Raw genomic sequence first — 24,280 nt, forward strand, 5'->3', positions numbered from 1 at the left:
TCAAACCTCCGCAGGCTTTACGCATCTGGGAATAGCGGCTATCAGATTCCGGGTATAATCCTCCCGGGGATGTTCAAATATCTCCCGGCAGTCCCCCTGCTCCACCACCGCCCCGTCCTTCATCACCACAATGCGTTCGCAAAGACGCTTTACCAGACTCAAATCATGGGAAATGAACAGGATTCCCGTTTTCTTTTCCTGATTGAGTCTGGAAAGGAGCCTGACAATCTGAAGCTGCACCGTAACATCCAGGGCTGTGGTGGGTTCATCCGCAATCAGCAGCCTGGGTTCACAGATCATGGCAGCCGCGATCATAACCCTCTGCCGCTGCCCGCCTGATATCTGGTGGGGATAGGAATGATACATACGCTCCGGATCGGGCAGTTCCACTACTTTCAGCATTTCCAGGGCTTTTTCCCGGAGTTGCTCCCGGCTCATGTCAGGACGGTGTATACGCAGGCTTTCCTCTACCTGCCGGCCGATCCGGTATACCGGATTCAGGGATGTCATAGGCTCCTGGAACACAATACCGATATCATCTCCCTGAAAAGCCCGGAGCTGCTCCCTGGGACAGGTGAGCAAATCCGTTCCCTGAAACAGGATCTGCCCGGTTTTCTTCATATCATGCCTGCGGAGCAGTCCCGCCACCGCCAGGGCCGTCATGGATTTCCCGGATCCGGATTCCCCGACCAGACCGACAATATCCCCCTCGTCCATATGGAGGTTCAAATGATAGACCACCGTTTCCGGGACAAGATGATCATGGAATTCCAGATTGAGATCAATTACATCAAGCATACCCATACCCGCCTTTCCCCTTCAGCCCTTCTGCAAGCAGGCTGAAGCCCAGAACCATCAAAACGATAAACATGCCGGGAAACAGCGCAAAGCCGGGGGCGGAGAAAATATAGGTCTGCGCTTCGGAAAGCATCCTTCCCAGGCTGGCTTCCGGAGGCTGTACCCCGATCCCAAGGTAGCTCATACCCGCTTCCGCCAGCACCGCGTTATTAAACCCAATCATCACCGCCGGGACAAGCACCTTTAGGGTGTTGGGCAGGATATGAACGAACATAATACGCAGACGTCCGGCACCTGCCAGTCTTGCCAGCTTCACATAGTCCATATTTTTACAGCGGATGAATTCGGAGCGCACAATCCTGGCAAAGCTGGGAATAAAGGCAATTCCCAGGGAAATGATCACATTCCCCTTTCCCGGCCCCAGAAGGCTGATAAAAACCAACGCCAGAAGGATGCTTGGAAACGCGAATACCACATCATTGATACGCATCAGCACCTCATCCAGCAGACCGCCGAAATATCCCGTAAAAGCGCCCAGAAGCACCCCGAAAAAGGTGCCTATGGCAACGGTCGACAACGCCACCGACAGCGTTGTGCCGCTGCCCTTCATCACCCGGCTCAGGATATCCCTGCCGAAATTATCGCACCCGAAGGGATGGGCGAGCGTGGCGCCGGAAAGCTTATTTGCATTATCCATAGCCGTTGGATCATATGGTGTATAAAAGATTCCGATAAGCACCACCAACAGGACAAAACCTGTGAGAATGCTTCCGAGAATTAAATTCAGGTTCTTTTTCTTCATAGTTTGGCCTCATCTTTCCGCGGCAGTTTCTTACTGTACACGAATCCTGGGATCGATTTTCTTATAAATGGAATCCACCAGGAAATTGATGAAAATAACAAGAAAGGCCAGCAGAACAATAATGGCCTCCACCACCGGATAATCCCTGTTTGATATGGATGTGAGCAGGATCCGTCCCAGGCCGGGAATATTAAATACCTGCTCGATGATGATGCTTCCCGCTAGCATATCCGTAAGCGCCATACCCAGAAAAGTTACCACAGGAATCATGGCATTCTTCAGCAGATGGCGGTACATCACATCCCTGGTGCTGTTCCCCCTGCTGTATGCCGTCCTGGCATAATCCTGCTGCATTTCCTGTATGATGGAGCTGCGCAGCAGCTTAACAGCCATTGCAGCTTTGGGAAGGGCGATGGACAGCGCCGGAAAAAAGAGGTATCCGATAAAACCGGTTATACTTTTGGTATAGGATACATAGCCGCCCGGCGTGAATAAATGGAGAATCAGGCCGAAAAGGAGGGTTATCAGTATTCCTGAAAAGAAAGGCGGGATTGCCATAATGATCTGGTTCAGCACAGATACCACATGATCCGCCGCCCCTCCCTCATGCCTGGCCGTATAAAGCCCCAGGGGGATAGAGATGAGCACCATCATGGCAAACGCCATCAGGGTCAGGGTCAGGGTGACAGGGATTTTTTCCGCCACCATATCCTCCACCGGCATTTGATAGCTGTAGGAGGTTCCCAGATCCCCCTTAAGCAGACCGCCAAGCCAGCCGGCAAAGCGTACCGGGAGGGGGCGGTTCAGCCCCATCTCCTCACGCAGCGCCTCCACCTTGGCCGGCGTGGCCTCCGTGCCCAGCTTTGCCGTGGCGGGATCCCCGGGAATCCATGCAAATGCAAGAAACACCAGAAAGGACACCACCAACAGGGTCGCAGCCATGGATACCAGTTTTTTTATCAAATATTTCACATCTCTCACGCTCCCTTGCAAAGCCGGAATCCGGAACCTATTGTCCGGCGATTTTAAGCTTGGCGATATCCTGCACATACAGCGGATAAAACTCGTACCCTGTATATTTTTTGTTCAACGCCACCAGATAAGGCAGATCCTGAATATATACATTGGCCGCATGCTCTGCCAGAAGCGTTTCACAATCCTTGAACGCAGCCGTTTTTTCTTCGTCTTCAATTGTGGCAAGCGCTTTGGCATAAGCGGCATCATAATCCGCATTGCTGAAATTAATAAAATTGTTGCCCGCCGTGGATACGAAACGGGAAAGCAGTGCGCTGGGGGTCAGGCTGGATGCATCCACTCCCACCACCGTAGCTTCATACTTTCTTCCCGCATATACATCGGACAGCCAGCTGTCCCATTCAATGAGATTGATTTCTGCCGTCACGCCGATTTTTTTCAGCTGTTCCACAATTACCTGCGCCGTATCGATATGCTGCTGGTAATTGGACGGAACCGTTATGGTAAAGGAAAAGCCGTTTTCATACCCGGCTTCCTTCAAAAGCGCCTTCGCCTTATCCAGATCCTGGCTGTACATGTCATTCAGTTCCGGCATATAGTATTTCCCAAAAGCAGGAAACATACTGCTGCCGATTTCCGTTCCTTTTCCGTCGGAAACAATATCCATAATTTCCTGGGGATCCACCGCATAACACAATGCCTGACGGACACGTTCATCGGTAAAAGGTTCCGCCGCATTATTCAGATACAAGGCCTGTACCAGATTCATGGTACCCTCAAGCACCTGGAAATTGTCTCCCAGCTGTTCCGCCTGTGCGGGCGTCACCCTGGCAAACATATCGATGGAGCCTCCCTGCAGATCCATGACGATGGAATCCGCATTGGCGCATACCTTGAAGGTAACATGCTCGATATTGGCAGGTGTTCCCCAATAATCATCGAATTTTTCCATCACAAAATTTTCCTGGGGGGAACGGGATACGTATTTATACGGCCCGGTTCCGATAGGATTGGTATCCGGGCTTTCATTGGATGCCGGTATAACGGCATTGGTCATATAAGCCAGAAAATCCGTGTCAGGCCCGTCCAATACCACTTCCACTGTTTTTTCATCCAGAATATCCACACTTTGAATATGAGAATACGCCGCTACCAGGGGTTCCCCATTTGTGGTATCGGCGCATCTGTCTATGGAATACTTCACGTCTTCGGCCGTTACCGGACTGCCATCATGGAATTTTACTCCTTCCCTTAAGGTAAAGGTGTAGGTGGTCGCATCTTCCGATATCTGAAAATCACTCGCAATTGCCGGCTGCAGATCTCCGCTGCTGTCCGGCTTTACAAGTCCTTCGTACAGATTAAACAATACCTCTTCCGTTCCTGCCGCCACCGCTTTGTGAGGGTCAAGACTGTCTTCTATGTCCTGAGGTATGCCAATCGTTATCTGAGAAGAGTTCTCACCCGCCTTATCACCTGAGCATGCGCTCAGTGCAATAGTTAGTGTTGTGCACACTAAAGTCAAAAGAAACCGTTTTAAAGTCTTTGTCTTCATGTGTTTTCCTTTCTCTCTCAGCACTTTTCCGACCCGGTGCGCAGCAAATGCGCAGACCTGTCTGAACTGTCACGTGAAAAGTACCTTTTCTATATTTAGTTTTACCGTAGTATTGTATACAAAAACAAAAAAAATTGCAAGAAAAAAATCTGTGCACAGATTTTTATTCCATCTGTGCACAGAGGCGGATGCGCGACGCAGTACTATCCCTTCGTACTAATAACCTTCTTCAGTTCGTCCATAAACGTATTGATATCTTTAAATTCCCTGTATACAGAAGCAAAACGTACATAAGCAACCGCGTCCAGGTCCTTCAGCCTGTCCATCACCAGTTCCCCGATAACCTGGCTGGGTATTTCCTTTTCTTCCATATTAAATACTTCCGTCTCCACCTCATCCACCAGACGGGTGATCTGATTGGCGCTTACCGGACGTTTATGGCAGGCACGCAAAACTCCGGCTTCAATCTTGGAACGGTCATACGTTTCCCTGTTATTGTCCTTTTTAATGACAATTAACGGGATTGTCTCAATCTTTTCATACGTGGTAAAACGTTTGCCGCATTCGTCACACATACGGCGCCTTCTGATGGAGTTATTCTCATCAGCCGGCCTGGAATCGATCACTCTTGTATTGTCTCGACCGCAAAAAGGACACTTCATGTTCGGCTCCTATCTGTGCTTTGGCACATTTCCAATCAACAAAGGCAGAAAACAGCCTGTTTCCGCCCTCCATATTATTCCATTTCTGTTTTATTATAAAGTAGCTTTGATTTTATGTCAACTTAGAAACGAATGTGCAGGTGACGCCAACCTTTTTTATCTGCACCCACCCATGTCCGCCGGCTGTCTGCGTGGCGTTCCCGGGACTGAAAAGGAATTGGGGTATTTGACCCTCGCGGCAGTCGCCAAGTGGATGCACGTGTGCATCCGTTTGGCTCATTGCCCGCGGGAATAAAGTAACATTAGTTACATTCCGGCAAATCAACAATAATAATATCCGGTCCTATCTGTTTAATATCTTTATAGCAGATCACATGATCCGTATCACAGGAAAAAAAAGATTTCCATTTAGCTCCACCGGGGACAATCAGCTTGCAGATGCAGCCGGTACACTGGTCAAACTCGAAATCGGTCACATGTCCCAGCTTTCTGCAGTCTCTCAAATTTATAACTTCCTTACACTTCAGTTCTGAAAAAAGCATATCTTTCTCCCTGACGCGTGATGCGTTCACCCATTTATTAGTATCATATGCTGCTTTTCCCTTTCTGCCACTCCCACGGGGAAAACAAATCCGCCTTCCCCTGCTGTTGCGGCGGATAAGATTTCTTCCCCCAAAAAAGAAAAACCGGCCACATCCGTTTTTCCGGATATGGCCGTTATACAAAACAGGCGCCCGCCTGTTGCTCTCTTCCTTTCCCATACGTTCTCAGCTCCCGCCCGTATTAAGCGGTCAGATAATTTTTCATCACCTTCAGCGCATTTTTTTCCAGCCTAGACACCTGTGCCTGGGAGATGCCGATAAGCTCCGCCACCTCCATCTGTGTCTTTCCTTCAAAAAAGCGCAGGGATATAATTTCAAATTCCCTGTCATTCAGCTTTTTCATCGCCTCACTTAAGGACAGATGCTCCACCCAGGTTTCTTCTTTGTTTTTCTTATCGCTGATCTGATCCATGACATATAACGTATCCCCGCCGTCCGTATATACCGGCTCATACAGGCTCATAGGATTCTGGATAGCATCCAGGGCATATACCACATCCTCTTTTGAAATACCTATTTCCGTGGCCACCTCGGCAATGGTAGGCTCCTTCTGGTTCTGTTTCATCAGGTTTTCTTTGGCATAAATCGCTTTGTAGGCCGTATCCTTCAGGGAGCGGCTCACACGGATGGCGTTGTTGTCCCGCAAAAACCTCCTGATTTCCCCGATAATCATAGGTACCGCATAGGTACTGAATTTTACGTTCAGCGTGGAATCGAAATTGTCAATCGCCTTGATCAGGCCGATGCAGCCAATCTGGAACAAATCATCCACATTTTCATTACTATTGGAAAACCGTTTGATCACACTGAGGACAAGACGCAGATTTCCTTTGATATACTGCTGTCTCGCTTCCTCGTCCCCTTCTTTTATCCGCTCAAAAAGCTGTGTTTTTTCCTCATTGGTAAGCACCGTAAGCTTTGATGTATTTACCCCGCAGATTTCCACCTTATTCAGTGCCATTGCCGAATCCTCCTGCTCTCATTTTCTACTAAAGAGAATTCTCACAATTTCACCCAAATATACCAAACAGGAAATACAAAATCTGGAAACTTTATTCTTTTACCATTTCCCTCTTCAGCCGCTTCATGATCTTCTTTTCCAGCCTGGAAATATAGGACTGGGAAATGCCCAGCAGTGTGGCTACTTCCTTCTGTGTCATTTCCTGCCCGTCCGGGGTATTAAGACCGAATCTTAAGTTAATAATGGTCTTTTCCCTGTCGGTCAGCTTATTGATGGCCTTGAGGAGAAGCTTTCTTTCCACTTCATTTTCAATGTCCCGGTAAATAACGTCCTCGTCCGTCCCCAGGATATCGGAAAGAAGAAGCTCGTTTCCGTCCCAGTCCACATTCAAAGGCTCGTCAATGGAGACTTCAAGGCGGGTTTTGTTATTACGGCGCAGATACATGAGGATCTCATTTTCAATACAGCGGGAGGCATAGGTCGCCAGCTTGATATTTTTGTCCGGTTTAAAGGTGTTGATGGACTTGATCAGTCCGATGGTACCGATGGAAATCAGGTCTTCCACACCGACTCCCGTATTGTCGAATTTCTTTGCTATGTAAACGACCAGTCTGAGGTTATGTTCAATCAGAATATTCTTCGCTTCGTCTTCATATTCCGTCCCCAGATCGCTTATGATTTCATTTTCTTTTTCTGATTCCAGCGGCGGCGGCAGAACCTCTGCCCCTCCGATGTAATGGATATCCCCCTGGCCTGATAAAAGGAAACTGGGTTCCCTGCGAATCATCTTAAACTGCATTTTTCCTGGTATTGCGACTTTTAGTATCATGTCCGTTCCTCCGATTTTCAAATAATGCAGGATGCAGGATCATCTGGTAACCGCCATGTGCCGAGGCCTTTCCTTCATACAGGCCAAGAAGCGCTTTTTCGACAATCAACTCCTGTCCATCTTTCTTTACCTTAAGTTTCTCAATTTCCACCGCCTGCATCATGCCATGCTTTTTTCCGATGGAGTGATAGGGAATAAGACGGAACTTTTCAGGGATATCCAAGGGGATTTTCCCTTCCAGCGCCTCTCTTTCCACAACGCATACCGGTTTCCCGCTTATAGGATCATACAGGCTGTTGCCGCTGTCTATCAGCGCCTTCAGCATAAGCTGTACCTCCCCTTCTTCCAGGATTACGGTTACCACTATCTCTTCCCTCTTTATCTGCTCCCAGCGCAGGATACAAAGTGCAGTGATGCCTATCGCCGCAGCGCAGGCCGATGCCTGCAGGGTGTCCATTGCGGTCTCCCTGCCACACACAGCGCGAAGGGCACTGAGGGCTCCTGCCAGCAGAAACGCAGCCCCGTGATACAGGATTACGGCCTTGCAGAAAACCTGCAGGGACTTTATCCGGAACGCCATTCCCAGCGTCACCAGGCCGCTGCATGCAAACAGCAGAATCTTCATGCTTCTGCCCATATCGGGCATGAGTAGAATCATACAAAAAAGCAGCGCGCCGGCCGACGATGCCAGGACAATCCGTTTCAGCGTGACAGTGCTTCGCAGAAATGCCCTTGTCAGCAGCAAAAGCATGCAGCTTTGTATGAACTGAAGCAGAAACAGGCGGTCAATATATACGATGTATCTCACCTCTCACCTCCTGTATTATAGGACTGCTTACATGGGTTAATTATAGCGGCCAGTCCCCGCATTTTTTGTCGGAACCACGCATATTCTCTTCTGTATCCGTCTGTAATTTTCGACAAATTTATATAATTGACCGCGGGAAAAAGGCTTGTTCCCTCCTTTTCCCGCGTTTCGGGGATCAAAAAAGAACCGCTGTCCTGCGGTTCTGTCGGATAATCCGGAAAAACTGCGTATTCCGGAAGATATAAGAAAGTGCCTTCGGCACTAGAGCGAACTTTTGAAAAGTTCGCTCTAGTACTAAGCTTACTTATTTATAATGAGTGCAGATAACGCTGCAGAAAATCCGCAACGGCCCCAACAGTCACAAAAGCCACGGCAGCCATACCCGCCGCCGTTTTAAAACCTATCACCTCAAAATGTTTCCGAAGGCCCTTTTCCTCCCTGTCGGGCTTTTTCCCCTTCACTATAAGCATTCCCGCCAAAAGAAACAGAAGAAGAGCCGCAATCAGGAAAACGCCGTTTTTTGCTGTTTCCAAGCCGGCATCTATGCCGCCCTTTCCGAAAAATAAGCCTGAAACCAATAAAAGAACAGCCGCTGCCAATGCAGCAGCCATTCCCAAGAGAAGCGCTTTTACCAAATCCTTAAGCAGATTTTTTATTCTATTCATATTCACTCCTCAAAAACCGTATCACTTACCGTCGTTTTTCCTGTACACAGCGATGGCAGGCCACATAATGCTCTTCCCCGATCTCCGTAAGAGACGGCATTTCCTGTTCGCAGACGGGCATCGCATATTTGCACCTTCCCCTGAATCTGCAGCCGGGCTTTGTGTTGATGGGGCTTGGCACTTCCCCCTCCAGGCGTATTTTGTTCTCGTCCCTTTCCTTTTCGATCTCCGGATCCGGAATGGGGATAGCGGAAAGCAAAGCCTGCGTGTAGGGATGAAGAGGGTTTTCGTATAATTTCGCGGAGGTTGTCAGCTCCACCAGCGTCCCCAGATAAAGCACCGCCACCCTGTCGGAAATATGCTTTACCATGGACAGGTCATGTGCCACAAACAGGTAGGTCAGCCCCATCTTCTTCTGCAGATCAACGAGCAGATTGACAATCTGCGCCTGGATAGAAACATCCAGCGCAGAGATCGGCTCGTCCAGTACGATAAACTCCGGCTGCACCGCCAGCGCGCGGGCAATACCGATTCTCTGACGCTGTCCGCCTGAAAATTCATGTACAAACCGGTTCGCATGTTCCCTGTTTAACCCAACCAGTTCCAGATACTTATAAATGATATCCTGGCGCTCCTGTTTTGTCTTTGCCAGGTGATGGATGTCAATTCCCTCGCCGATGATTTCCGCAACCGTCATACGGGGATCCAGGGAATTATAGGGATCCTGGAACACCATCTGCACTTCTTTTTTAAAGGACCGTTTCTCCTTCGGATCCAGCGCGTGTACATCCTGCCCTTTGTACAGGACCTTTCCGTCCGTTCTGTCATAAAGGCCGATACAGGTACGGCCGCAGGTCGTCTTGCCGCAGCCCGATTCCCCTACCATTCCCAGCGTCTCGCCCTTATAAATGTCAAAGGAAACATCATCCACCGCTTTTAATATGGCGTTTTTCCCCACATGAAAATATTTTTTCAGATGCTGTACGGAAAGCAGCACTTCCTTTTGTTCCTTCATCGCTTTCCTCCTTTCCGCTCCGGCATCTCCACCTTCGGCGCCATCTCATGATGCAGCCAGCAGGATGCCATATGGCCGTCCCCGAAATCCGTGCGCTCCGGCATTTCCTCTTTGCAGATTTCCATACAATATCTGCACCTGGTGGAAAAAGGGCAGCCCTTGGGCGGATTCAACAGATCGGGCGGCGTTCCGGGTATGGAGGCCAGTTCCTGTTTGTTTTCCAGGTCAAGGCGCGGCACGGATTCGATCAGCGCCCAGGTATAGGGATGCCTTGGGCGGTAAAAAATGTCCGCACTCTTTCCCTTTTCCACGATCACGCCGGAATACATGACCGCAATATCCTGCGCCAGATTCGCCACAACACCCAGGTCATGGGTGATAATAATAACGGAAGTATTATGCTTCTTCTGCAAATCCTTGATGATGTCCAGAATCTGCCCCTGGATAGTCACGTCCAGCGCCGTCGTCGGCTCGTCACAGATCAGAAGCTTCGGGTCGCAGGCAAAAGCGATGGCAATCATGACGCGCTGGCGCATACCTCCTGAAAATTCATGCGGATACTGCTTCACCCGCTTCTCAGGCTCCGGGATGCCGACCATACGCAGCATTTCCACCGCTTCCTTCTGCGCCGATTTTTTATCCATGTTCTTATGGGCCATCAGATTTTCCATAATCTGCTTTCCCACACGCATGGTGGGATTTAAGGAAGCCAGCGCATCCTGGAAAATAATCGCGCACTCCCCGCCCTTATACGCCTGCCACTGCTTTTTACTGTACTTTAATATGTTGTCGCCGTTATAAAGGATCGTACTGCCTTCCTTGACTTCTCCGGCAGGTCCTTTGATCAGCCCCATAATGGACTTGGCGGTAACGGATTTCCCGCAGCCGGACTCACCCACAATCGCCAGCGCTTTCCCTGTTTCCAATTCAAAAGAAACCCCTCTGACAGACTGTACCTCTCCCGCATAGGTATGATAGGAAACCCGCAGTTCCTTTACTTCCAGTATATTTTTTGTTTCGCTCATTTTGTCTTATCCTCCCTCACTGTCTCAGTCTCGGATCCAGGGCATCACGCAGGCCGTCTCCCAGCAGGTTAAAAGCCATGACAATGATGCAGAGGACCGCACACGGATAAAACAGCTGGGCCGGATAGAAATCCATGGTCTGCTGTCCCTGGGAAATCAGGACGCCCAGGCTGATCGCCGGCGCTTTCAGGCCGATCCCCAGAAAGCTCAGTCCGGCCTCCGTGAAAATGAACTGCGGGATTGCCGTGGAGGCATCCAGAATGAGGATGCTGAGCATATTCGGGATATAATGCTTTAAGATGATCCGGGACGGCTTTGCACCCAGGACCTCTGCCGCATAGACATACTCCGATTCCTTCAGCTGCTTGATCATGCCCCTGGTCTGCCTGGCCGTATTGCACCATGCGGTAATGCTCAGGGCTATCAGCAGCGCGAACAGATTATTACCCAGTACCATCATGATCAGGATGGTCACCAGCAGGTAGGGAACGGAATTGATAACCTCAATAATTCTCATCAGTACATCATCCACCCAGCCGCCGAAGTGCGCCATAGCCGCCCCATACAGCGTGCCTACCACCAGCTTTAAGACGGTAGCCACGATGGCAATCAGGATGGAAGCCCGGGCGCCGACCCAGATACGGGAAAACAGATCACGTCCCAGGTTATCGGTGCCAAACCAGTATTGGGCGCTTGAGCCCTTGTTCTTATCCACCACATTCATGGCAATATAATCGTAGCCGCGGATATAAGGACCGATGATGACAAGGACAACGAGCAGCCCCAGCACCACCAACGATACCATTGCCACGGGATTTTTTCGCAGCCTTCTCCAGGCATCCTGCCAATAGGAGATGGTCGGTCGGTCGATCCGGTTGGCTTCCTCCTGGGAGAAGCCGATGACTTTAAATTTTTCCGGTGTTAATTGTGCCATTCTTCTCTCCTCCTATTTTCCGCTGCCCGGCATACCGATCCGGGGATCCACCAGCACATAGAGAATATCGGTGATGAACAGCACCACAATATAGAGCGCGGCGAGCAGCACCGTCTCTCCCAGCACGATGGAAAGATCCTGATTATTAACCGCTGTCACGAAATACTGTCCGATGCCCGGTATCGAAAAAATGCTCTCAATAAAAAAGGAGCCGGTGATACACATGGCCACGGACATGGGCAGCTGCGTCATGACCGGAATAAAGGAGTTGCGCAGAATATGCTTCCGCACGACAGCCGCACGGCTTAAGCCCTTGGATTCTGCAGTCAGCACATAATCCTGGTTGATGACATCCAGCATGGAGGTCTTTAACAGCCTGGCATAGGTAGCTACATAAGTAAAGCACCCTGTCAGCGTCGGCAGGAAGGTATACTCCCAGCCTCCTACCCACAGATCCTTCCCCGCCGGCCAGCCGATCGTCGGAAACCATCGCAGGTTTCCCGCGAATACCTTCTGCAGCAGAAGGCCGAAAATCAAATGCGGGACAGAAATGAGCAGCACCGACAGGCCGACCACCATATAGTCCGCAATCGTTCCCCTCCGTGTGGCAGCCAGAATTCCCAGAAGAAGGCCGATGGTAACACCCAGCAGCATCTGCTGGATCCCCAGCCTGGCGGATACAGGCAGCCTGTCATGAACCAGTTTGCCGATCGTCTGCCCCGCATATACGAAGGATTCACCGAAATCGCCTTTCGCCATATTGACCATTGTAATGGCATAGCGCTCCATCACGGGCTTATCCAGACCGTATCTCTTATACAGAGTTTCCTTTGCCTGCGGCTGCAGCTTGTCCGCACGCTGGGATAGAGGATCTCCCGGAACCGCCTCCAGGAGAAAAAATGTTGCGGTAGCGATCAGGAAAAGTGTCAGTATCATTTCACAGAATCGCCGGAGTAAGTATTTTACCATAACAGCACTCCCTGTTCTTATACCAAAGAAGGGCTACTTCACGCGGACGGCCTGGCATCTTCGCCAAACCATACCGCCCTTCGTAAGCCCTTCTATAGTTTTTTCTTTTATCGTATACCTTATTTCGCTGAAGTTACAGCTTCTTTTATCTGTTTCTTCCTTCAATTCTTGTGATATAAAGCTCCTGGCTCGCGCCGAAGGAGGAAGTCCTGAAGTCCTTCACCCAGTTCTGCAGGAATACCTGTTTGGTATTGTAATAAATCGGAGCCAGCGCACAATCTTCAAACAGCATATTTTCCATTTTTGTGTAGATTTCCTTGCGCTTCGCCATATCGTTTTCACCAACCAGGGAATCAGACAGCGCATCATATTCCGGATTGCTGTAATATCCATAGGAATCATAATAACCGGTATGGAAGGTATTCAGGTAATCCAGCGGATCATTGTAATCGCTCCACCAGCCGCCGATCATCATATCATACTGATTATCGTCCCTCTGTGCCTTAAACAGGGCATAATCGCCCACGGAATTCAGCTCCACCTTACAGCCCAGCTTCTGGGAGATCACCTGCTGGATATATTCCCTTTCAGACTGATTCTCAATCGTATTCCCGCTGGTAAGCAGGTTCAGTGTAATATCACTGATCGGTGTGGTCACGCCCAGCTCATCCAGACCTTCCTGGAACAGCGCCTGCAGCTTGGCCGGATCGCCGCCATATTGTTCATATTCCGCCTTTGCCGGCTCCTCTACCTGGTTGCGCCAGGGTTCTCCGTCAAAGGTGATGGCAGGAGCCACATATCCGTAAGCAGGTTTGTATCTGCCATAGATCGCTTCCACCATTTCATCCCTGTCAATACAGTAAGAAATCGCTTTCCGGATCTTTACATTCTTCATCAGTCCTGAGAGGCCGCCGTCCCTGAATTCAAAATTCATGGTAACAGTTCCCGGATAATCCGAGGTCAGCTCCACATACTTTCCTTCAGCCGCCGCTGCGGAATATTTTGTCGCATAGTCACCGGAGGTCTGCAGCACATCCAGCTCTCCGTTTTCAAACATGGTCGCTGCGGTGGAATCCTCCGCTACCAAAAACCAATTGACGGTATCCAGCTTTGTATTATCCGCATCCCAGTAGTAAGGGTTCTTCGTCCATACCATTTTGTTATCTTCCACCAGCTCGGACATACAGAACGGGCCGTTATAAACGCAAAGCGTCCAGTCCTTGCCCCAGTTGTCGCCTGCAGCTTCCGCGATATCCTCACGTGTGGGATACAGAGGCGTCGCCACCAGCTTCGCATCAAAAGTAGGATCCGCCACCTTCAGTGTGACCTCAAAGGTATAATCATCCAGCGCCTTTGCCGCCACATCGTCTCTGCTTCCGGTTCCTTTGTTATATTCTTCCGCACCCACAACATTCAGGGCGAAGGAAGCGTAATCATAACCTTTGGAAGAATCCAGCAGTCTTTTCCAGCCATATTCATAATCATGAGCCGTAACAGGCTGTCCGTCGGACCATTTCGCGTTCTGTCTCAGATGGAAGGTATATACCAGGCCATCGTCGGAAACATCCACACTCTCCGCACCTGCCAGGATGAAGTGCTCCCCGTTCTCATCCGCCACGTTGCGGTACAGACCCTCATAGCAGTCGCCCATCATCCAGCGCCAGCCCATATCCTGTACATCATAATTGTTCCCGAACGAGGTTGCCCGCAGATTAAGCACCTGCGTATCGGCACCTGCCGCCGCACTTTCCCCGGAAGCATTATCCGCCGTCTGGGCGGAAACATTTGAATCCCCTGCGGTCGCCACTTCCGTCGTACCATCCCCACAGCCTGACAGTGTGCCTATTATCATCACACCCGTCAGCAGCATTGCCAGTATCTTTTTCATTTTGTGTCCTCCTTTGTTCTTCTCAGACTGTACGTCTTCTATTGTGAAAGCCTATATCCTATGCCTAGTCGCAATGCGTCATGATTCGTATGATTTCCTCATCGGTCTCACACATCCCCTTCGCACCCAGACGGCAAATATTCCCTATGGTGTTTTCCACACCCTGGGATACAATCCCGTCTTCCGCATAGAACTGCTGTCCTTCCTGAAACATAGAATACCCTAAGATGCCTGCGTCTACGGAAGACGCTATTTTTCCGGCACAGGACGGTTTGGCACCGTCACACACAATTCCCGAGACAATGGCAATGGAATTGACCAATGTATGAGAGACCTCTTCCAGCCTCCCGCCCTGCAGCCACGCGATACCGCACCCGGCCGCACAGCCGGCGCTCACCGCTCCGCAGAAAGCAGACAACGGGCCGATGCCGTTCTTTAAATGAATGGCAATCAGATTGGATACCAGAAGCGCCCGGTAAAGCTCTTCCGCGGAGGAATGCAGCTCCTTCGCATATACAATGACCGGGACAGATACGGTAATCCCCTGATTACCGCTTCCGGAATTGATAACCACCGGCAGCTCACAACCGCTCATACGCGCATCGGAACCGGCTGCCGCCATGGCTTTAGCCCTCGTCTTCACATCCGTACCGCAGGTTCTCAACAAAACTCTTCCTACGTTTGCGCCCCAATCGTGTGTGATTCCCTCTTCAGCAATTGCATAATTATAAGAAATCTGTCTGTCCAGGATTTCCTGCACATCCGATATCTCCGCCTCCTGCGCAAATGTTACTATATTCTCAACGGAAAGGCCGCTGCGATCCGCTTTGTGGCCTGAAACCTCACAGCCCTCCCCTTCTCTGTCCAGAATTACTTCTCCGTTCTTTTCCACACGTACAATATTGGTATGGCTTCTGGCTATCCGCACCGCCGCTTCCTGTCCTCCCGACGAAACAGTGATCCGCACATCCAGCTTGTCCCCGCTTTCCAGCGATTTCACCACAAAACAGGCTCGTTCCAGGTACTCCCTGATCTGCTGCCTCTGGGTATCAGAAACCTGGGCAATCACCTCCAGGATCTTCGAAACCTCTCCCGCCACAATCCCTGCGGCGGCCGCCGCCGGAATTCCTTTCAGCCTGCCGGTATTCGGCACGATAACACTCTTCACGTTTTTTATAATATTACCGGAAGCCTCAATCACAATTTTTTCCGGAAGACATCCCAACGTCTCTCTGGCCTTAGCCGCGCAATAAGCAATAGCGATTGGCTCCGTACACCCAAAAGCCGGCGTCAGCTCCTCCTTCAATATTTCCACAAAATTTATATAATCTTCCTTCGAAAGTTTCATATTTTCCCGGCTCCTGATTATCATGTGTATACTATGTTACAAATCATTATCTGAATTTGTGTTTTAGTATAGCATAATAATTGCATTATGCATAATTAAAATGTATAATAATACATATCGGTTTTTCCGATTATGAAAGTATGGAATACGTCAAGGATTTCAAAGGGAAGGAAGAGTACAATATGGAGATTAAAAATATATGTACATTCGTCAAGGCGGCGGAACTGGGGAATTTTACAAAAGCTGCACAGGAACTGGGATATGCACAATCAACAGTAACTGCACAGATCCGACAGCTGGAGAATGAACTGCATGTAAATCTGTTTGACCGAAATGGAAAACGCATCATCCTCTCCGCTTCCGGAAAAGAATTCCTTCAGTATGCTTATCAAATAATCAAATATGAGTCCATGGCTGTCGAACATTTTTCTTTGTCAGGCGAACCCGAAGGAGAATTGAATATCGGTATTATGGAAACAATATGCGCTTCCGAATTCGTTACCCTTTTCCAGAATTTCAGCCTGAACTATCACCAGGTATCGCTGAATCTGCAGATCGTCACCACCCACCAGGCCCTTAATCTGCTGGAAAAAGGGAAGTTCGACCTGATTTTCCTGCTGGATAACAAAATATCCCGCCCTGACATGGTGACTGCGCGGGAATACCCTGTTGATATTTCTTTTTTCTGCGCTTCCGGCCATCCTCTCGCTTCCCAGAAGGATATTACGCTGGAGCAGCTTTTACAGGAACCCTTTATCCTGACCGAAAAAGGCTGCAACTACCGGGAGGTGTTTGAAAGCGAAGTCGCCGCCAGGGGACAGACACTGTCCTGTATCACTGAAATCGGCTATTCCAGGTACATCATTCAGGCTGTTTCCCGCAGGCTGGGTATCGGCCTCCTGCCTGCCATGACCCTTTCGGAAGCTTTACGGCTCGGTACCATTTCCCTGATCCAGGTTCAGAATTACCAGATCCGCATGTCCATACAGGTCATTTACAGCAACAAACGCCGGATATCCCTGCCCCTCAGAGCCTTTCTTGACTCTCTGTGAGATTCTATAACTTTCCCGCAAAAAAAGAACGACTCCAGGTTCTGTACCTGAAAACGTTCTTTTTTTTGTAGGATTTTTCACAGCCCTTTTATAAAACCGGCAGGAAACCTCTGCCCTTTCTGTTTATATGGATTTACTTTTTCTGGAGGAAATCAGGAATCTTGAGGGATTTCTCTTCCACATTGCTTCTCAGGTTGCCGGGCTTATGTATTCCGGAGTAATTAGGCGTCTGAACCGGTTTGGTTCCGCCTGCGGGAGCCGGGGAAACCGGAGTATAGGGCCTTCCCGCCATACCGGGCTGCACGGGCTTTACAGGTGACTGCTGGGGCTTCACACTGAAAGCGGAACCGAATTTGTTCTGCGCCTGCGCAGGCTTGTCATCCAGTCCGGTTGCAATAACGGTAATCTGACAGGTATCCGGTGTGGAATCATCGTACATGGCACCGAAGATAATATTCACATCATCACCGGTAAGCTGCTGTACGTAGCTGGCCGCATCGTCTGCATCATACATGGAAATATCACCGCTGACGTTGATGATAACATCTGTGGCTCCTGCGATTGTCGTCTCAAGCAGCGGGCTTTCCACAGCCATCTTGACAGCTTCGCTTGCTTTATCGTCTCCTTTTCCATGGCCGATACCGATATGGGCAATTCCTTTTTCCTTCATAACGGTCTGTACATCGGCAAAGTCAAGGTTGATAACGGCAGGTACATTAATCAGATCCGTAATTCCCTGTACGGCCTGCTGAAGGACTTCGTCCGCTTTCTTAAGGGCCTCCGGCATGGTTGTCCTTCTGTCGACAATCTCAAGAAGCTTGTCGTTCGGGATAACAATAAGCGTGTCCACACTTTCTTTCAGACGGTCAATACCGCTTAACGCATTGGTCATACGGGTTCTGGCTTCAAAACGGAAAGGCTTGGTCACCACGCCCACCGTAAGGATTCCCATCCTCTTGGCGATTCCCGCAATAACAGGCGCCGCACCGGTTCCGGTACCGCCTCCCATTCCGCATGTGACAAATACCATATCCGACCCGGTCAGGGCATTGGTGATCTCGTCCGTGCTCTCTTCTGCCGCCTTGGCGCCGATTTCCGGCTTGGCGCCGGCTCCCAGCCCCTTAGTCAGTTTTTCCCCTATTTGAAGCAGCTTGGGCGCCTTGCACAGCTGAAGCGCCTGCTTGTCCGTATTGACTCCTACAAAGTCCACACCGTCAATTTTCTCATCAATCATTCTATTAACAGCATTATTGCCTGCACCGCCAACACCAACGACAATGATTTTAGCGGCCGACTCAGCGTCATTTGTCTTAATTTCCAGCAAAGGTTGTTCCTCCTTTAGATATCCATATAAACTTCACAGTTCTTATCATATAATTATTTTGCAAAGAACGCAATATCTTTTTTCATTTTCTTCTACTTATTTATCCTGTTCAAACGACACATTAGAGCCGCTTCCGGCATAATTTTCCATTCGGAAGACCCCTTTCTTTCCTTCTGCAGCCGGCAGTATCTGCTTCAGTCTGGATATTTTTTCTTCCACGTTGTCGTCATTTCCCAGCTTTACTCTCACATCCCCAAAATATAACGTCATTTCGTACGCATCATCAAAGTAGATCTTGTCCGCACTGATTTCATATTTGGACAGTATCTGGGTCATATACAGGATTTCTTTGAAAACCTCCTGATTCTCCACCGGCAGCGGTTCATAAAGCACGACCTGATCAAAAGGGATACCGGTAACCTGGGGGATTCCCGCCGTTTTGGTATCGGATGCCTCCACTACGGTTCCGTCCTTGTCAAAATACATGTATTTATCCAGATATTCCACATATCCCGCCACGGCCTTTTCATAAACCACAATTTTAATCGTATCCGGCGCAAGTACCTTTACATCCATTTTTTCTATGAAAGGAATTCCTTTGATTCCTTTGTTTTTATATTTCAGGGACAGGTAAAGGGAGTTGTCCCCCAACTTTTCGGATGTAACCATTTCAATGATTTCTTCATTCGTATAATGGACATTGCCATCCACATAGATCGTTTCCACATGGTAATGCCGGCTTATGTAAAAAAGTACGCCGGCCGCCGTAAGAAGCAAAAAAAACAGTACCCCGGCCGCGATCAGCCCTTTTCTCCTTCCGGTATTCTGCAGGGATCCGAGGCTTCCCGTGCTCTTCGGGGAACGGCTGCTCTTTCCTCCCGCGGCATTTCCCGGCACCAGACGGAGTTTGCTGCCCGTGGAGGTGGTTGCCGCCACCCGCCCTATGCTGCGGCTTCTGTCCGGGCCGGGGTTTTTCTTCGGCGGGGAAGGGGATGCTGCCGGTTTCCCGGTGCTTTTCTTCCCGGAGCCGCCCCCGGGGGCGGCAGAAGTTTTCCTGCCGCCGGCTTTTTTATTCCGGACATTTTTTTTATTCGTGTTCTTTTTATTATCCGTTTTCATTTACAGCCCCTATCTTACCAACTGTCAATATCCGCTCCCAGCTGACTGAGATCACGGCAAATATCCTCATAGCCCCGATCAATAAAATACCGGTTTTCCACCTCAGTCATCCCTTCCGCACACAGACCGGCCACCACAAGGGCCGCACCGCCCCGCAGTTCGCTTGCGGTCACATGTTGCCCTGACAGCCTCCTGCCCCCCGGTATACAGGCCGTATCCTTCCTCACAACAATACCGGTTCCCATTTTATTCAATTCATCCACCACCCCGAATCTTCCGTTGAAAATGGTTTCCCGTAAAGCGCTTTCCCCCTCAGCCAGGGAAAGCGCCGCCAGAAGCGGGGACTGCAGATCCGTGGGAAACCCCGGGTAGCTTCGCGTTTCCACAAATCCTGGAGAAAAAAGGACGCCGCGTCTTTGTACGAACAGCCCCTCCGGGCTTCTGCGCAGGATGCAGCCCATCCGCACCGCCACATCCTCCATGGCTGTGAGCTGTCCCCGGGGCGTATTCTTCAGGAAAATCTCGCCTCCTGCCGCCAGGCATGCACAGATATAAGTACCTGCCACAATCCGGTCAGACGGTATGGTAAAGCAGCAGGGATGAAGCTTTCTTCCGCCCGTAACCGTGATGCAGCCGGTCTCCTCTCCCCGTATCTCCGCACCGGCCGTCCGCAGGAACGCGCACAGGCTGATGATTTCCGGTTCCAGGGCGCTTCCCTGTATCCGGGTAATCCCATCCGCGGCAGCCGCCGCCATAATCAGGTTTTCCGTGGCCCCCACACTGGGAAACTCCAGTGAAACATCGGTTCCTGTCAGACGGAATGCCTGTGCCTCCAGCTCCTGCTCGCTGTCGCTGTAGCGGACACCAAGGCGTTCCAGTGCCTTCAGGTGGATATCAATCGGCCTGTCTCCAATGACGCAGCCGCCCGGATAATGTAAGGATACCTCACCGATCCTTCCCAGCATAGGACCCATCAGCATTACTGAGGAACGCATCATGGTCACATATTCTTCAGGAAGCCGGCTTGTTTTCACAGCCGTTGCATCTATGCGTACTTCGTTTTTGTCCCATACCACAATACAGCCTATGGTTTCCAGGATTCTGCACATATATTCCACATCGGCAATGTGGGGACAGTTCTTAAGTACACTGATTCCAGGAATTAAAAGAGCCGCCGCCATAATCGGCAGCGCCGCATTCTTTGATCCCTGGATCGTAGCTTCGCCGTACAAAGGCGCGTTTCCGCTGATATAAATAGACTTCAATTGTCCACCTTCCCGGATTTTTTCAATATAGAACTATTCTATCCTATGCGGAAGGCGGCGCCTTGACACCCTGTACCTGTAAATTTCTTCCCGGGACGGCCTACATGTTTTTCAGCTTGATTCCCTTGGCAACACTCAGTACAAGGCCGATTTCAATCATCAGGAACATGACGGAAGAACCTCCGTAGCTGATAAAAGGCAGGGAAATACCGGTATTGGGGATCGTATTCGTAACTACGGCAATATTCAGGATGACCTGGATGGCAATATGTCCCATCACGCCTACCACAAGAAGCGCGCCGAACAGATCCGAAGCATTATTTGCGATTACCATAAACCGCCAAATCAGCAGGACAAAAAGGAGTATCACCGCAATGCCCCCGAACAGCCCCAGTTCTTCACATATTATGGAAAAAATCATATCATTCTGCGCTTCCGGCAGAAAACCGAGCTTCTGCATACTCTGTCCCAGACCTTTGCCGAAGATTCCCCCGGATCCTATGGCATACAGCGCCTGCAGCGTCTGGAAGCCTGTTCCCGAAGCATAATCCTCCGGATTCAGCCAGGCAAGAATACGGCCGCCGCGGAAACCCAGATCGCTGTGTTCCATCTGGATAATTACAAACACAAGCGCGGCAACTGCAGCTACGCCGGCAGCGCCCATCAGAATAAACCGCTTATAATCCGGGCTTGCCACAAAAAGCATGAGAAGGGCTATCCCGAAAATAATGATGGCGGAGCTCATATTATTAGTGATTTTCCACACCATCAGACAGATAGGAACGGGAATAAGGAGGACCATCCAAAAGCCCCTGCCCGTACGGATCCCTTTTCCCATTTTACAGATAAAGCTTGCCAAAAACAGGATCATACAAAGCTTGGCGATCTCCGCAGGCTGAACGGAAAGTCCCAGGTTCAGCCATCTTCTGGCGCCGTTCGCCTCGATTCCCAATGGCGTGAGCACCATAGGAATCAAAGCCGCCGATACAAAATACCCCAGTGTGGCGAATCTTTCCCAAAAATGGTAGGGGATATTTGCCACGATAATCATGGCACAAAGCCCCATAACCGTAGCCAGTGCCTGATGCTTCAGATAATAGGCCTCATCATATTTCAGGTTGGCCGATATGGACGCTTCATACGAGCTGGTGGAATAAACCATAATCAACCCGAAGCCCAGCAGGAAAAGCACGATAAACAGCAGGGTATAATCAAAAAAATATTCAGACTGCCTTTTGTTTTTTCTGGATGCCACGCAATCACTCCTTCAGATTTTTGTAACTGTTCAGCCCCTTCACAGTTACAGATTATTCACATATTCCTTGAACATATTTCCCCTTACCTCATAGTTGGGAAACATCCCCCAACTGGCACAGGCGGGGGAAAGCAGCACTGCGTCTCCGGAAACCGCATTTTTTACGCAGGTTTCCATACATTCTTCGAATGTATCTGCGAAAACAATGTTGGTAAGCCCATGTTTCCTGGCACATTCCGCTATTTTTTCCTTTGTCTGTCCGATGAGTACCAGCAGCTTGACCTTTCCGTCAAAAGCCTCCACCCACTCATCGTATTCACTTTGTTTATCATAACCGCCGCCTATCAGAATAGTAGGGCGGTTCATGGCGCGGATTCCCTGGATGGCGGCATCCGGGTTGGTTCCCTTGGAATCATTGTAATAGGCCACGCCATTCTTTGTCGCCACATATTCAATCCGGTGCTCCACCGCCTGAAAATGCTTTACTGTATAAAGTATATTCGGCATAGGCACGCCATATGCCGCCGACATGGCAATTGCTGCCATAACATTTTCCACATTATGTGTGCCGATAAGCTGCATCTCATTGATATTAAGAAGCTTTTCGGTCACTCCTGCGAAGCATCGGAAAATCTCTTCCCCTTCCAGATAATAGCCCTCCGTCAGCTTACGCGCAGAGGAAAACCAGATGACAGAGGCCGGACAGCGTTCCCCGAAGGCCCTCGTATACGGATCCTCATAGTTGAGCACACAGGTGTCTTCTTTGGTCTGGTTCTTCGTAAGGGATTCCTTTACCGCCACATAATTCTCCATAGTATGATGGCGGTTCAGGTGATCGGGCGTGATATTCAGTATGGCGGATACCGCAGGATGAAAGTGTTCCGTGGTTTCCAGCTGGAAGCTGCTGATCTCCGCTACCGTCACACTGTCCTCCCGGGTATTTAACGCTTCCCGTGTATAGGGGTTCCCGATATTCCCCACCACAAAAACGGAAGGAAACCAGTCCCGCATGATCTGGCCCGTGAGCGCTGTCGTCGTGGTTTTTCCGTTGGTTCCGGTAATTGCGATTACCCCGCCTTTGGAAAACGCATAGCCAAGCTCCACTTCCCCCCACACCGGGATACCCTTGTCCCTGAAATCATCCGCAAAAGGCGTATCCGCGGGAACCCCCGGGCTTATTATCACCAGATCCAGTTCGCCGGCAAGACCCTCCGGAAGGGTTCCTGTTATCACTGTGATCCCCGCATCCGGAAGCTTTTTTTCCACTTCCCTGCAATCTGTTTCCGTATTTTCATCAAAAAGATAAAGCACCGCTTTTTCCTCCGCCAGCAATGCGGCAGCGGCAATGCCGCTTTTTCCGGTGCCCACCACCAAAACCTTTTTACCTGCTACGTTCATTTTCTACCTCCCAGGCGGCAATGCCGCTTTTTTACATGGCTATTAATGCCACCAGGCACAGAATCGCCGTAATGATGGAGAACACTGCCACTATCCTCGTTTCGGACCATCCGCCCAGCTCAAAATGATGATGCAGAGGCGCCATGCGGAATAACCTCTTCCCTCCGGTAGCTTTGAAATATACTACCTGGAGAATGACGGAAACCACCTCTATCACATAAATAAAACCGATAATTGGTATAAAAAGCTGAAGCTGCATCATATATGCCGCCCCCGCCACAAATCCCCCTAACGCAAGGGAACCCGTGTCCCCCATAAAAACGCTGGCCGGATACACATTGAAAAGCAGGAAGCCCATCAAAGCCCCTGCCACTGCACAGGTTATGGGTTCAATCCTCGTCCCCGTACCGATAGCCGCTGCCGACAGGAAGCTGGCTGCCAGCACGGTTACACTGGCCGCCAGGCCGTCTAGGCCGTCGGTAAAATTCGCACCGTTCACTGTCCCTATTATAATGAAGAACAGAAGCGGTATATTCAGCCAGCCCAAATCCAGCTCGACTCCCGGCATAAAAGGAACCTTTGCCGCCAGGCTGATATCGGTGACCTTCAGCAGATAATAAGCGAACAGGCCGGTAACCACCAGCTGCCCCGCCATCTTTTGCAAAGGGGAAAGCCCCATGGAACGCTTCAGAATCACCTTGATGTAATCGTCCAGGAAACCGATCAGCCCGAACCCCAGTGTCAGCAGGAGTATCGGCTTGATTTCCGGATATTCTTTCATATAAAAAAGAGAGGTAACAATCATTGCCGACAGGATCAGTATCCCTCCCATCGTCGGTGTCCCGTTTTTTTTCAAATGGCTTTTGGGCCCTTCGTCTCTGACGGTCTGCCCAGCCTTAAGTCTCTTTAGAAAAGGTATGATTACCGGTCCCAGCAAAACGCTTACAAGAAACGAAAGAAGCACCGGTATACAAACGGATAAACTCATTTAACCTTTCCTGTGACTATCCCGTGTACAGAAAGTACACTTGTCA

General features: G+C 49.9%; 23 protein-coding genes. 1 reads left to right on the forward strand and 22 read right to left on the reverse strand.

Annotated elements, in window-relative coordinates; genetic code table 11:
• The 16 genes from DXA36_RS08760 to DXA36_RS08845 form a co-directional block, all read right to left on the reverse strand.
• Window positions 1-798 carry an ATP-binding cassette domain-containing protein gene (locus tag DXA36_RS08760; protein WP_321013206.1) on the reverse strand — a complete coding sequence of 266 codons (798 nt, stop codon included), beginning with the start codon at window positions 796-798 and terminating at the stop codon, window positions 1-3.
• Window positions 791-1,600 (reverse strand): ABC transporter permease, encoded by an 810-nt coding sequence (locus DXA36_RS08765; protein ID WP_118678247.1) that lies wholly within the window; start codon window positions 1,598-1,600, stop codon window positions 791-793. Before DXA36_RS08765 ends, DXA36_RS08760 begins: the two co-directional genes overlap by 8 nt.
• A gap of 30 nt (window positions 1,601-1,630) precedes the next feature.
• A complete protein-coding gene (locus DXA36_RS08770; protein ID WP_118678563.1) occupies window positions 1,631-2,572 on the reverse strand; it encodes an ABC transporter permease in 942 nt (313 codons plus the stop codon).
• A 37-nt stretch (window positions 2,573-2,609) separates the two neighbouring features.
• On the reverse strand, window positions 2,610-4,127 hold the full coding sequence (locus DXA36_RS08775; RefSeq protein ID WP_118678249.1) for an ABC transporter substrate-binding protein: 1,518 nt from the start codon (window positions 4,125-4,127) through the stop codon (window positions 2,610-2,612).
• A gap of 203 nt (window positions 4,128-4,330) precedes the next feature.
• Window positions 4,331-4,789, reverse strand: coding sequence for a transcriptional regulator NrdR (gene nrdR / locus DXA36_RS08780; RefSeq protein WP_118678251.1), 459 nt, complete (start codon window positions 4,787-4,789; stop codon window positions 4,331-4,333).
• A 302-nt stretch (window positions 4,790-5,091) separates the two neighbouring features.
• Window positions 5,092-5,331 carry a YlmC/YmxH family sporulation protein gene (locus DXA36_RS08790; protein WP_118678565.1) on the reverse strand — a complete coding sequence of 80 codons (240 nt, stop codon included), beginning with the start codon at window positions 5,329-5,331 and terminating at the stop codon, window positions 5,092-5,094.
• Between the two features lie 241 nt (window positions 5,332-5,572).
• On the reverse strand, window positions 5,573-6,352 hold the full coding sequence (gene sigG, locus DXA36_RS08795; protein ID WP_118678255.1) for an RNA polymerase sporulation sigma factor SigG: 780 nt from the start codon (window positions 6,350-6,352) through the stop codon (window positions 5,573-5,575).
• 91 nt (window positions 6,353-6,443) lie between these two features.
• Window positions 6,444-7,181 carry an RNA polymerase sporulation sigma factor SigE gene (sigE, locus tag DXA36_RS08800; RefSeq protein ID WP_009252084.1) on the reverse strand — a complete coding sequence of 246 codons (738 nt, stop codon included), beginning with the start codon at window positions 7,179-7,181 and terminating at the stop codon, window positions 6,444-6,446.
• Window positions 7,141-7,989 carry a sigma-E processing peptidase SpoIIGA gene (locus DXA36_RS08805; RefSeq protein ID WP_118678257.1) on the reverse strand — a complete coding sequence of 283 codons (849 nt, stop codon included), beginning with the start codon at window positions 7,987-7,989 and terminating at the stop codon, window positions 7,141-7,143. Before DXA36_RS08805 ends, sigE begins: the two co-directional genes overlap by 41 nt.
• Before the next feature lie 308 nt (window positions 7,990-8,297).
• Window positions 8,298-8,654 carry a hypothetical protein gene (locus DXA36_RS08815; protein ID WP_118678261.1) on the reverse strand — a complete coding sequence of 119 codons (357 nt, stop codon included), beginning with the start codon at window positions 8,652-8,654 and terminating at the stop codon, window positions 8,298-8,300.
• Window positions 8,655-8,679: 25 nt separating this feature from the next.
• Window positions 8,680-9,669, reverse strand: coding sequence for an ABC transporter ATP-binding protein (locus DXA36_RS08820; protein WP_118678263.1), 990 nt, complete (start codon window positions 9,667-9,669; stop codon window positions 8,680-8,682).
• Window positions 9,666-10,694 carry an ABC transporter ATP-binding protein gene (locus tag DXA36_RS08825; protein WP_118678265.1) on the reverse strand — a complete coding sequence of 343 codons (1,029 nt, stop codon included), beginning with the start codon at window positions 10,692-10,694 and terminating at the stop codon, window positions 9,666-9,668. The genes DXA36_RS08820 and DXA36_RS08825 overlap by 4 nt, the downstream gene beginning before the upstream one ends.
• A 16-nt stretch (window positions 10,695-10,710) precedes the next feature.
• Entirely contained in the window at window positions 10,711-11,628 is a 918-nt protein-coding gene (locus tag DXA36_RS08830) for an ABC transporter permease (protein WP_118678267.1), read from the reverse strand.
• 12 nt (window positions 11,629-11,640) lie between these two features.
• Complete coding sequence (locus DXA36_RS08835) at window positions 11,641-12,597, reverse strand: ABC transporter permease (protein WP_118678269.1); 957 nt, start codon at window positions 12,595-12,597, stop codon at window positions 11,641-11,643.
• Between the two features lie 145 nt (window positions 12,598-12,742).
• Entirely contained in the window at window positions 12,743-14,485 is a 1,743-nt protein-coding gene (locus tag DXA36_RS08840; RefSeq protein ID WP_118678271.1) for a peptide ABC transporter substrate-binding protein, read from the reverse strand.
• A gap of 64 nt (window positions 14,486-14,549) precedes the next feature.
• Complete coding sequence (locus DXA36_RS08845; RefSeq protein WP_118678273.1) at window positions 14,550-15,833, reverse strand: L-cysteine desulfidase family protein; 1,284 nt, start codon at window positions 15,831-15,833, stop codon at window positions 14,550-14,552.
• A 182-nt stretch (window positions 15,834-16,015) separates the two neighbouring features.
• Here DXA36_RS08845 and DXA36_RS08850 point away from each other — a divergent pair, with 182 nt between their 5' ends.
• A complete protein-coding gene (locus DXA36_RS08850; RefSeq protein WP_182478986.1) occupies window positions 16,016-16,885 on the forward strand; it encodes a LysR family transcriptional regulator in 870 nt (289 codons plus the stop codon).
• A gap of 133 nt (window positions 16,886-17,018) precedes the next feature.
• Here DXA36_RS08850 and ftsZ read toward each other — a convergent pair whose 3' ends face one another.
• From ftsZ to mraY, 6 genes are all read right to left on the reverse strand, one after another.
• The gene (gene ftsZ / locus DXA36_RS08855) at window positions 17,019-18,209 is read right to left on the reverse strand and encodes a cell division protein FtsZ (protein WP_118678277.1); all 1,191 of its coding nucleotides are present in this window, start codon (window positions 18,207-18,209) and stop codon (window positions 17,019-17,021) included.
• 96 nt (window positions 18,210-18,305) lie between these two features.
• Complete coding sequence (locus tag DXA36_RS08860; RefSeq protein WP_118678279.1) at window positions 18,306-19,328, reverse strand: FtsQ-type POTRA domain-containing protein; 1,023 nt, start codon at window positions 19,326-19,328, stop codon at window positions 18,306-18,308.
• Window positions 19,329-19,342: 14 nt separating this feature from the next.
• Complete coding sequence (murA, locus tag DXA36_RS08865) at window positions 19,343-20,593, reverse strand: UDP-N-acetylglucosamine 1-carboxyvinyltransferase (protein WP_118678281.1); 1,251 nt, start codon at window positions 20,591-20,593, stop codon at window positions 19,343-19,345.
• Window positions 20,594-20,693: 100 nt separating this feature from the next.
• Window positions 20,694-21,848: an FtsW/RodA/SpoVE family cell cycle protein gene (locus tag DXA36_RS08870; protein ID WP_118678283.1), complete on the reverse strand. Its 1,155-nt coding sequence runs from the start codon at window positions 21,846-21,848 to the stop codon at window positions 20,694-20,696.
• Window positions 21,849-21,893: 45 nt separating this feature from the next.
• Entirely contained in the window at window positions 21,894-23,246 is a 1,353-nt protein-coding gene (gene murD, locus DXA36_RS08875) for a UDP-N-acetylmuramoyl-L-alanine--D-glutamate ligase (RefSeq protein ID WP_118678285.1), read from the reverse strand.
• Between the two features lie 31 nt (window positions 23,247-23,277).
• The gene (gene mraY / locus DXA36_RS08880; protein WP_118678287.1) at window positions 23,278-24,234 is read right to left on the reverse strand and encodes a phospho-N-acetylmuramoyl-pentapeptide-transferase; all 957 of its coding nucleotides are present in this window, start codon (window positions 24,232-24,234) and stop codon (window positions 23,278-23,280) included.
• Between the last annotated feature and the right edge of the window lie 46 nt (window positions 24,235-24,280).

It is taken from the genome of Eisenbergiella sp. OF01-20 (assembly GCF_003478085.1).
In the GTDB taxonomy this organism is placed as follows: Bacteria; Bacillota; Clostridia; order Lachnospirales; family Lachnospiraceae; genus Eisenbergiella.

Coding starts and splice junctions, on each gene's coding strand:
- DXA36_RS08760 (WP_321013206.1), bottom strand. CDS start 798: ATGCTTGATGTAATTGATCTCAATCTGGAATTCCATGATCATCTTGTC.
- DXA36_RS08765 (WP_118678247.1), bottom strand. CDS start 1,600: ATGAAGAAAAAGAACCTGAATTTAATTCTCGGAAGCATTCTCACAGGT.
- DXA36_RS08775 (WP_118678249.1), bottom strand. CDS start 4,127: ATGAAGACAAAGACTTTAAAACGGTTTCTTTTGACTTTAGTGTGCACA.
- nrdR (WP_118678251.1), bottom strand. CDS start 4,789: ATGAAGTGTCCTTTTTGCGGTCGAGACAATACAAGAGTGATCGATTCC.
- DXA36_RS08790 (WP_118678565.1), bottom strand. CDS start 5,331: ATGCTTTTTTCAGAACTGAAGTGTAAGGAAGTTATAAATTTGAGAGAC.
- sigG (WP_118678255.1), bottom strand. CDS start 6,352: ATGGCACTGAATAAGGTGGAAATCTGCGGGGTAAATACATCAAAGCTT.
- sigE (WP_009252084.1), bottom strand. CDS start 7,181: ATGATACTAAAAGTCGCAATACCAGGAAAAATGCAGTTTAAGATGATT.
- DXA36_RS08815 (WP_118678261.1), bottom strand. CDS start 8,654: ATGAATAGAATAAAAAATCTGCTTAAGGATTTGGTAAAAGCGCTTCTC.
- DXA36_RS08820 (WP_118678263.1), bottom strand. CDS start 9,669: ATGAAGGAACAAAAGGAAGTGCTGCTTTCCGTACAGCATCTGAAAAAA.
- DXA36_RS08825 (WP_118678265.1), bottom strand. CDS start 10,694: ATGAGCGAAACAAAAAATATACTGGAAGTAAAGGAACTGCGGGTTTCC.
- DXA36_RS08830 (WP_118678267.1), bottom strand. CDS start 11,628: ATGGCACAATTAACACCGGAAAAATTTAAAGTCATCGGCTTCTCCCAG.
- DXA36_RS08835 (WP_118678269.1), bottom strand. CDS start 12,597: ATGGTAAAATACTTACTCCGGCGATTCTGTGAAATGATACTGACACTT.
- DXA36_RS08840 (WP_118678271.1), bottom strand. CDS start 14,485: ATGAAAAAGATACTGGCAATGCTGCTGACGGGTGTGATGATAATAGGC.
- DXA36_RS08845 (WP_118678273.1), bottom strand. CDS start 15,833: ATGAAACTTTCGAAGGAAGATTATATAAATTTTGTGGAAATATTGAAG.
- DXA36_RS08850 (WP_182478986.1), top strand. CDS start 16,016: ATGGAGATTAAAAATATATGTACATTCGTCAAGGCGGCGGAACTGGGG.
- DXA36_RS08860 (WP_118678279.1), bottom strand. CDS start 19,328: ATGAAAACGGATAATAAAAAGAACACGAATAAAAAAAATGTCCGGAAT.
- murD (WP_118678285.1), bottom strand. CDS start 23,246: ATGAACGTAGCAGGTAAAAAGGTTTTGGTGGTGGGCACCGGAAAAAGC.
- mraY (WP_118678287.1), bottom strand. CDS start 24,234: ATGAGTTTATCCGTTTGTATACCGGTGCTTCTTTCGTTTCTTGTAAGC.